The sequence below is a fragment of the Azorhizobium doebereinerae UFLA1-100 genome (assembly GCF_000473085.1).
GTDB lineage: Bacteria > Pseudomonadota > Alphaproteobacteria > Rhizobiales > Xanthobacteraceae > Azorhizobium > Azorhizobium doebereinerae.
Genome location: NZ_AXBA01000022.1, coordinates 103,841 through 111,920, shown reverse-complemented (window position 1 = coordinate 111,920; position 8,080 = coordinate 103,841). Strand labels below are relative to the sequence as shown.

Below are 8,080 nucleotides of genomic sequence, written 5' to 3'. Positions count from 1 at the left end.
CTCCCGCCCGCCCCAACGCCATCAGCCCCGATGAGGCGTTGAAGCGGCTGACCGCCGGCAACGGGCGCGATGCCGCCAACAAGCCGCGGCAGCATGATTTCTCCGCCGGCCGCGCCGGCCGCGCCAAGGCGCAGTATCCCTTCGCCGCCATCGTCAGCTGCGCGGATTCCCGCGTCGCCCCGGAGCTGGTCTTTGACCAGGGGCCGGGCGAGCTGTTCGTCTGCCGGGTGGCGGGCAATTTCGTCAACGAGGACGGGCTGGCCAGCCTGGAATACGGCGTCCAGTTCCTGGGCGTGCCGCTGATCATGGTGCTCGGCCATTCCAATTGCGGCGCGATCGGCGCCACCATCAAGGTGGTGCAGGAGAACATCTCCCTGCCCGGCCATCTGCCGGGGCTGGTGAATGCCCTGAAGCCGGGCATCGAGGCGGCGATCGCCAAGAAGCCGAAGGANCTGCTGGCGGCGGCGACCGAGGAGAACGTGCGCTACAACGTCAAGCGCCTGCGTGAGGCGACGCCGATCCTGTCGCAGGCTGTGGCCGACAAGAAGGTGCAGGTGGTCGGCGGCGTCTACGAGATCTCCACCGGCAAGGTGATCGCCGTCGAGGCCTGAGCGAGACCCGCGAGTCGCGATCCGGCGCCGCCTCTGCGGCGCCGGATCCGTTTCACGCGGAGGCGGCGAACACCCGGTACTTGCGGGGAAGCAGTCCGATCAGACCGCCCGTCGCCAGATCCTGCTGGAGCGGCACCGCCGCTTCCACCACCACGGGGCCGTCGCGGCCGGCGATCTCGATGTCGGCGCGGCGCACCGGGCCGAAGGTGCGCACCGCCAGCACCCGCCCGGCGAAGGGCGCATCGCCGGGATCGGCGAAGTCCACGTCATGGGGCCGGGCCAGCAGGCGGGCGGGCCCGTCCGCAGTGCCCTGGCTGTCGAGGGCGAGCGGCCGGTCGCCGGCATAGAGCCGGCCGGCGCGCACTTCCGCGGGCAGGGCCAGAGTCTCGCCGATGAAATCGTGCACGAAGGCGGTGGCCGGATTCTCATAGACCTCGGCGGGCGTGCCCACCTGCTCGATGCGGCCGTGGCCCATGACCACCACCCGGTCCGCCAGTTCCAGCGCTTCTTCCTGGTCGTGGGTGACGAGCAGCGAGGTGACGGGCAACTCCTCGTGCAGGTGGCGCAGCCAGCGGCGGAGTTCCTTGCGCACCTTGGCGTCGAGCGCGCCGAACGGCTCGTCCAGCAGCAGCACGCGGGGCGAGATGGCGAGCGCGCGGGCCAAAGCGACGCGCTGGCGCTGGCCGCCGGAAAGCTGGCCGGGATAGCGGTCGGCCAGCCAGTCGATCTGCACCAGTTCCAGCAGTTCGCTCACCCGCGCGCGGATGGCGGCGTCGGGCACCTTGTCCTTGCCGGTGCGCACGCGCAGGCCGAAGGCGACATTCTCGAACACCGACAGGTGCCGGAACAGCGCGTAATGCTGGAAGACGAAGCCGACGTTGCGGTCGCGCACCGTGCGGGCGAGGGCATCCTCGCCATCGAAGCGCACCTCGCCGGCATCCGGCCAGTCCAGGCCCGCGATGATGCGCAGCAGCGTGGTCTTGCCCGAGCCCGAGGGGCCCAGCAGCGCCACCAGCTCGCCGCTGCGCACGTGCAGCGACACGTTGTCGAGCGCGTTGAAGGACTTGAAGCGCTTGGAGACGCCGACGACGTCGATGGTCATCTCAATGTTCCCTGGTCAGGCGCTTTTCGAGGATCGTCTTGGCGCACAGCGTCACCAAGGCGAGCAGGGCCAGCAGCGAGGCCACCGCGAACGAGGCCGCGAACTGATACTCGTTGTAGAGGATCTCGATCTGCAGCGGCATGGTGTTGGTGAGGCCGCGGATATGGCCCGACACCACCGAGACGGCGCCGAACTCGCCCATGGCCCGGGCGTTGCAGAGCAGGACGCCGTAGAGCAGGGCCCATTTCACATTGGGCAAGGTGACCCGGAAGAAGGTGGAGAGGCCGGAGGCGCCGAGCGAGATGGCGGCCTCCTCCTCGCTGGTGCCCTGCTCCTGCATGAGCGGGATCAGCTCGCGCGCCACGAACGGGAAGGTCACGAACACAGTCGCCAGCACGATGCCCGGCAGGGCGAAGACGATTTTGATGTCGTTCGCTTGCAGGAAGGGGCCGATGAGGCCCTGGCTGCCGAACAGCAGCACGAAGACGAGACCGGCCACCACCGGCGACACCGAGAAGGGTAGGTCGATGAGGGTGATCAGGAAGCTCTTGCCGGTGAACTCGAACTTGGCGATGGCCCAGGAGGCGACGAGGCCAAACACGAGGTTCAGCCCCACCGAAATGGCGGCGACAATGAGCGTCAGGCGGATGGCGGCGAGCGCGTCGGGATCCACGAGGGCAGCCACGTAGGTCTGCCAGCCCTTGGCGAAGGCCTGGACGAAGACCGAGACCAGCGGCAGGCCGATGACGAGGCCGAGGAAGACCAGCGCCACCGTGATGATGGCGATGCGCACGGCCGGCGGCTCGGTGTGCACCGGCGGGGCCTGGCGGATGACGCGGGCCGGCGCGGTGGCAGGTGGGGCGATCTCGGCCACGCTCATCGCTCGGTGGTCCGCCGTTCGGTCCATTGCTGGAGCCGGTTGATGATGAACAGCAGAATGAAGGAGGTCGCCAGCATCACCACGGCGATGGCGGTGGCATCCGCATAGCGGAATTCCTCCAGCCGGACGACGATGAGCAGGGGGGCGATCTCCGACACGTTGGGCATGTTGCCGGCGATGAAGATCACCGAGCCGTATTCGCCGATGCCGCGGGCGAAGGCGAGCGCGAAGCCGGTGAGCAGCGCCGGCCAGATGGTCGGCAGCACCACGCGCCAGATGGTCTGGCCGCGGCTGGCGCCGAGGCTGGCGGCGGCTTCCTCATATTGCTTGTCGAGGTCGGCCAGCACCGGCTGCACCGTGCGCACCACGAACGGCAGGCCGACGAAGACCAGGGCGACCAGGATGCCGAGCGGCGTGAATGCGACCTTGATGCCGAGCGGCGCCAGGAGGCTGCCGATCCAGCCGTTCTCGGCGTAGAGCGCGGTCAGCGCGATGCCGGCCACGGCGGTCGGCAGGGCGAAGGGCACGTCCACGATGGCATCCACCAGACGCCGGCCGGGAAAGTCGTAGCGCACCAGCGCCCACATCACGAGGGTGCCGAACACCGCGTTCACCAGCGCCGCCGCGAACGAGATGCCGAAGGAGACCGCCAGAGCGTGCAGGGTGCGGGGCGCGGTGACGATGGCGACGAAGCGCTCGAAGGAGAGCTCCGTCGTCTTCAGCACCAGGGCCGCCAGCGGGATGAGCACGATGAGGCTCAGCCAGGTCACCGTCAGGCCGAAGGTCAGCCCGAAGCCCGGGATGACGCTGCGCCGGCGGAAGGAAATCGACTGTCGGCCTGCCGTCACGGATCCGTGCCCCATGGAGGGAAAGCGGAGGGGCCCGGCGCAACGCCGAGCCCACGCTCAGTTGCTGTAGATCTTATCGAAAATGCCGCCGTCGGCGAAGAAGGTCTTCTGCGCCTTGGCCCAGCCGCCGAACACGTCGTCGATGGTGAAGATCTGGGTCTTGGCGAACTTGTCCTTGTACTTCTCAGCCACTGCGGCAAGGCGCGGGCGATAGTAGTTGCGAGCCGCGATCTCCTGGCCTTCGGGGGTATAGAGGTACTTGAGATAGGCCTCGGCGATGGCGCGGGTGCCCTTCTTGTCGACCACCTTGTCCACCACGGCCACCGGCGGCTCGGCCAGGATGGTGTAGGGCGGGGTGACGATGTCGAACTTGTCCGGGCCGAGTTCGTTCACCGAGAGATAGGCCTCGTTTTCCCAGGCGATCAGCACGTCGCCGAGGCCGCGCTCCACGAAGGTGATGGTGGAACCGCGCGCGCCGGTGTCGAGCACGGGCACATTCTTGAACAGCGCTTTGACGAAGTCCTGCGCCTTCTCCTCGCTGCCGCCGTTCTGCTTGAGCGCGTAGCCCCAGGCGGCGAGGAAGTTCCAACGGGCTCCGCCCGAGGTCTTCGGGTTGGGCGTGATGACCTTGATGCCCGGCTTCACCAGGTCGTCCCAATCCTTGATGCCTTTGGGGTTCCCCTTGCGCACCAGGAACACGATGGTGGAGGTGTAGGGCGAGGAATTGTCCGGCAGGCGCTTCTGCCAGTCGGTGGCCAACAGGCCGCGGGCGGCGATGGCGTCGATGTCATAGGCCAGCGCCAGTGTCACCACGTCGGCTTCGAGCCCGTCGATGACCGTGCGCGCCTGCGCGCCGGAGCCGCCGTGCGACTGGCGGATGGTCAGCGTGTCGGCGGGGTGGTCCTTCTTCCAGCCGGCGATGAAGGACTTGTTGAGGTCGCTGTAGAGTTCGCGGGTCGGATCATAGCTCACGTTGAGCAGGGTGGTGTCGGCCGCGTGCGCGGACTGGGACACGACGCCGGAGAGGCTCAGAGCCAGAGGCGCGGCGAGAAGAGCCTTGGCCAACCGTCGAAACATGGGGACCTCCTTTTGTCGCGCTCCGGAGGGCGCTGCACGAGCATTCGTTCGTCTGACCGAACGATACATGCCGAAAAGGGAGGGTCAACCTTTTTACCAAACAATTTTGATTAAATTTATATATTACACAGTCATGCTGTCTTTTTGACGTGGATGCCGCATTCCACCTTGGACTGGCCGCGCCAGCGGCCGGCGCGCGCGTCCTCGCCGGGCAGGGCGCGGGAGGTGCAGGGCATGCAGCCGATGGAGCTGAAGCCGAACCTCTGCATGGGATGGCGCGGCAGGCTGTGCGTCGTCATCCAGGCTTCGATCTCCGCCGGGCCGAGGGCCGCGAGCGGATTGAACTTCACCCGCGCGCCGTCCTGTTCAACGAACGGAATTTGCGTCCGGGTCGCCGCCTGGTAGCGCTTGCGACCGTTGATCCAGGCCTCGAACGGCGCCAGCGCCCGGCTCAGCGGCTCTACCTTGCGCAGATCGCAGCAGGCGTCGGTGTCGCTGGCCCAGAGGTCGTTGTCGGCGTCGCGCGCCTGCCGCAGCGCCGCGTCGGGCCGGTAGGTGCGCACGTCGGTGAGGCCGAGATGGGAGACGAGGGCGTCGCGATAGGCGAGCGTCTCCTCGAACAGGTGCCCGGTGTCCAGGAACAGCACCGGCACCGTGCGGTCCACCTGCGCCAGCATGTGCAGCAGCACCGCCGATTCCGTGCCGAAGGAAGAGACGGCGGCGATGCGGCCCGGATGGGCCGCGAGAGCATGGGACAGAATCTCCAGCGGCGCGGCGTCCGTGAGCTGCTGCGCGAGCCGCGCCACCTGCCGGGACACGTCCGCCGGGGCGGCGGATGCCTCGGTCTCGACCGGAGCGTGATCCATCCCGGCCTCCCTCACACGTTCCGCGCCGCGAGGCGGGCCCGCAGCGGGACGGGGCGGCCGTCGCCCGTGGGCTGGTAGAAGACGGAATAGGTATGGAGTTCCTTCTCAACCGCCGCGGCGTCGGCGTCCTTGGCCACGTCCAGCGCGTCGAAGCCGCAGCGGACCATCAGCAGGAACTGGTCGCGCAGCACGTTGCCGGTGGCGCGCAGCTCGCCCGTGTAGCGCAGCCGCTCGCGCAGCAGGCGGGCCTGGGTATAGGCGCGGCCGTCGCGGAACTTGGGGAACACCAGGGCGACCACCGCGAGGCGGGCAAGGAAAGGCTCCAGTTGCAGCACGTCCTTGCTGTTGGGCCAGATCACGCCCACCGGATAAGCGTGGGCGAACAGCGCCGCGCCCTCTTTCAGCAGGCGGTCGGCGGAGACCAGCGCGGGCGCGTCCGGCAGGGGGGCGTCGTCGGCCACCGCCACGAAGGGATCAGCGACCGGCTTTCCGTTCTTAACGAGCGGCATAGGCGCGCTCCTTGAAAGGTTCGATGCCGAGCCGCTGCACGGCGGCGATGAAGGTTTCCTTGGGGTCCGTCCTCAACTCCACATAGGCATCGAGGATGCGCTCCACCACGTCCACCACGTCGGATTCCGGCACGGCGGGGCCCAGCAGCTCGCCGAGGCGCGCCTTGTGGTTGGCCTTGCCGCCGAGCGTGATCTGGTAGAATTCCTGGTCCTGCTTCTCCACCCCCAGGATGCCGATGTGCCCCACATGGTGGTGGCCGCAGGCATTGATGCAGCCGGAGATGTTGAGGTGCACGCGGCCGATGTCGGCGATGCGGTCATTGTCCGCGAAGCGCTTGGTCAGGTCCTGCGCCAGCGGGATGGAGCGGGCGTTGGCCAGCGAGCAATAGTCGAGGCCGGGGCAGGCGATGATATCGGAGATGAGGCCGATGTTCGGCGTCGCCAGGCCCTGCACATCGAGCGCGCGCCACAGCGCCGGCAGATCCTTCTGCGCCACGTGGGGCAGGGTGAGGTTCTGCTCGTGGGCGACGCGGATCTCGCCATAGGCATACTGGTCGGCAAGATCGGCGACGGCGTCCATCTGCTCGGCCGTCGCATCCCCGGGCGGGCCGCCCACCGGCTTCAGCGACAGCGTCACGATGGCGTGGCCGGGCTTCCTGTGCGGGGCGACCGCATTGGCATGCCAGCGCGCGAAGGCGGGGTCCGCCTTCGCCGCCTCCAGTTCCGGCGGATCGTCGACCAGGGTCGCGAAGTCCGGCTCCTTGAAATGGGCCCGGATGGCGTCGATGGCGGCGTCGTCGAGAGCGAGGGCGCCGTCCTTGATCTGCGCCCATTCCTCTTCCACGCGGCGGGTGAACTCCTCGGTGCCGATCTCGTGCACCTGGATCTTGATGCGCGCCTTGTAGATGTTGTCGCGCCGCCCGTTGGCATTGTAGGTGCGCAGGACGGCTTCCAGATACGACAGCAGATCGTGGCGCGGCAGGAATTCGCGGATCGTCTTGCCGATGAACGGCGTGCGCCCCAGGCCGCCGCCAACGATCACCTCGAAGCCGGTCTCGCCGTCGCGCCGGTGCAGGCGCAGGCCGATATCGTGCACGCGGATCGCAGCGCGGTCATGCTTGGCCGCGGTGATGGCGATCTTGAACTTGCGCGGCAGGTAGGTGAATTCCGGGTGCAGCGTGGACCACTGGCGGATGATCTCCGCATAGAGGCGCGGGTCCTCGATCTCTTCCGGCGTCGCGGCCGCCCACTGGTCGGTGGTGGTGTTGCGGATGCAATTGCCCGACGTCTGGAGGCCATGCATGCCGGCGCGGGCGAGGTCCGCCATGGCATCGGGCAGTTCTTCCAGCTTGATCCAGTTGAACTGGATGTTCTGCCGGGTGGTGAAATGCCCGTAGCCCCGGTCATATCGCCGCGCCACATGGGCGAGGGCGCGCAACTGGTCGGACGAGAGCGTGCCGTAGGGAATGGCGATGCGCAGCATGTAGGCGTGCAGTTGCAGATAGACGCCGTTCATCAGCCGCAGCGGCTTGAACTCTTCCTCGTTCAGTTCGCCGGAGAGGCGGCGGCGCACCTGGTCCCGGAACTCGTCCACGCGCTCCTGCAGGAAAGTCCGGTCGAATTCGTCATACACATACATGGATCAGGTTCCGTCCGACGCTCAGGCCGCGCCAGGCAAGGCGATGGTGGGGCCGCCGACGCGGATGCGCTCGCGCAGGTTCACGGGACGGGGCGTGCCGTCGGCGGCGATCTCCACCCGGGCGGGATAGGCGCCGACCGCCCGGTTCTCGTCCGCATTGGCGACGCCGAGCAGCTTCAGCGCATCGTCCGAGGTGTTCACGACCGCCGCGTCGGCCAGGCCCGCGCTCCAGCCGCCGTCGGCCTTCAGCCATACGACGACCCCGTCCGTCAGCCGGTTGGCGGTAATGACGGTGGGGCCGGTGATCTTGAGCTTCTGCTGTAGCGGCGAGGTCATGAAAGCTGGGCCCGTTTCCGGATCAGGGTTTCCCCTTAAACCCGAATTTTAGATGTTAATTAATCAGGTTGACGTCGTTCCAAAGTTAAAATAGCGATCGCCAAGATGCAATCGCCAAATATGGCGTCCGGGCCTGGACCCGGAAGCGCACGCACCCTCCGGCGGGGTGGCCGGGCTTCCGCTAGTGCAGCTAAGATAAGGACGCGCGGGCA

Annotated in this window: 9 protein-coding genes; 1 reads left to right on the top strand and 8 read right to left on the bottom strand. The window is 67.6% G+C overall.

Annotated elements, in window-relative coordinates; translation table 11 throughout:
• A partial coding sequence (locus tag YU1_RS0116365; protein ID WP_029004989.1) for a carbonic anhydrase occupies window positions 1-611 on the top strand: 611 nt, incomplete at its 5' end.
• A 52-nt stretch (window positions 612-663) separates the two neighbouring features.
• Here YU1_RS0116365 and YU1_RS0116360 read toward each other — a convergent pair.
• The 8 genes from YU1_RS0116360 to YU1_RS0116325 form a co-directional block, all read right to left on the bottom strand.
• Window positions 664-1,713 (bottom strand): sulfate/molybdate ABC transporter ATP-binding protein, encoded by a 1,050-nt coding sequence (locus tag YU1_RS0116360; RefSeq protein WP_029004988.1) that lies wholly within the window; start codon window positions 1,711-1,713, stop codon window positions 664-666.
• A gap of 1 nt (window position 1,714) precedes the next feature.
• The gene (gene cysW, locus YU1_RS0116355; protein ID WP_035715590.1) at window positions 1,715-2,593 is read right to left on the bottom strand and encodes a sulfate ABC transporter permease subunit CysW; all 879 of its coding nucleotides are present in this window, start codon (window positions 2,591-2,593) and stop codon (window positions 1,715-1,717) included.
• Entirely contained in the window at window positions 2,590-3,456 is an 867-nt protein-coding gene (gene cysT / locus YU1_RS0116350) for a sulfate ABC transporter permease subunit CysT (RefSeq protein ID WP_051356947.1), read from the bottom strand. Before cysT ends, cysW begins: the two co-directional genes overlap by 4 nt.
• 42 nt (window positions 3,457-3,498) lie before the next feature.
• Window positions 3,499-4,518: a sulfate ABC transporter substrate-binding protein gene (locus YU1_RS0116345; protein ID WP_051356946.1), complete on the bottom strand. Its 1,020-nt coding sequence runs from the start codon at window positions 4,516-4,518 to the stop codon at window positions 3,499-3,501.
• A gap of 131 nt (window positions 4,519-4,649) precedes the next feature.
• A complete protein-coding gene (locus YU1_RS0116340; protein WP_029004984.1) occupies window positions 4,650-5,384 on the bottom strand; it encodes a phosphoadenylyl-sulfate reductase in 735 nt (244 codons plus the stop codon).
• Between the two features lie 11 nt (window positions 5,385-5,395).
• The gene (locus YU1_RS0116335; RefSeq protein ID WP_029004983.1) at window positions 5,396-5,893 is read right to left on the bottom strand and encodes a DUF934 domain-containing protein; all 498 of its coding nucleotides are present in this window, start codon (window positions 5,891-5,893) and stop codon (window positions 5,396-5,398) included.
• On the bottom strand, window positions 5,880-7,532 hold the full coding sequence (locus tag YU1_RS0116330) for a nitrite/sulfite reductase (RefSeq protein WP_029004982.1): 1,653 nt from the start codon (window positions 7,530-7,532) through the stop codon (window positions 5,880-5,882). Before YU1_RS0116330 ends, YU1_RS0116335 begins: the two co-directional genes overlap by 14 nt.
• Before the next feature lie 21 nt (window positions 7,533-7,553).
• The gene (locus YU1_RS0116325) at window positions 7,554-7,868 is read right to left on the bottom strand and encodes a DUF2849 domain-containing protein (protein WP_029004981.1); all 315 of its coding nucleotides are present in this window, start codon (window positions 7,866-7,868) and stop codon (window positions 7,554-7,556) included.
• Window positions 7,869-8,080: the final 212 nt, after the last annotated feature.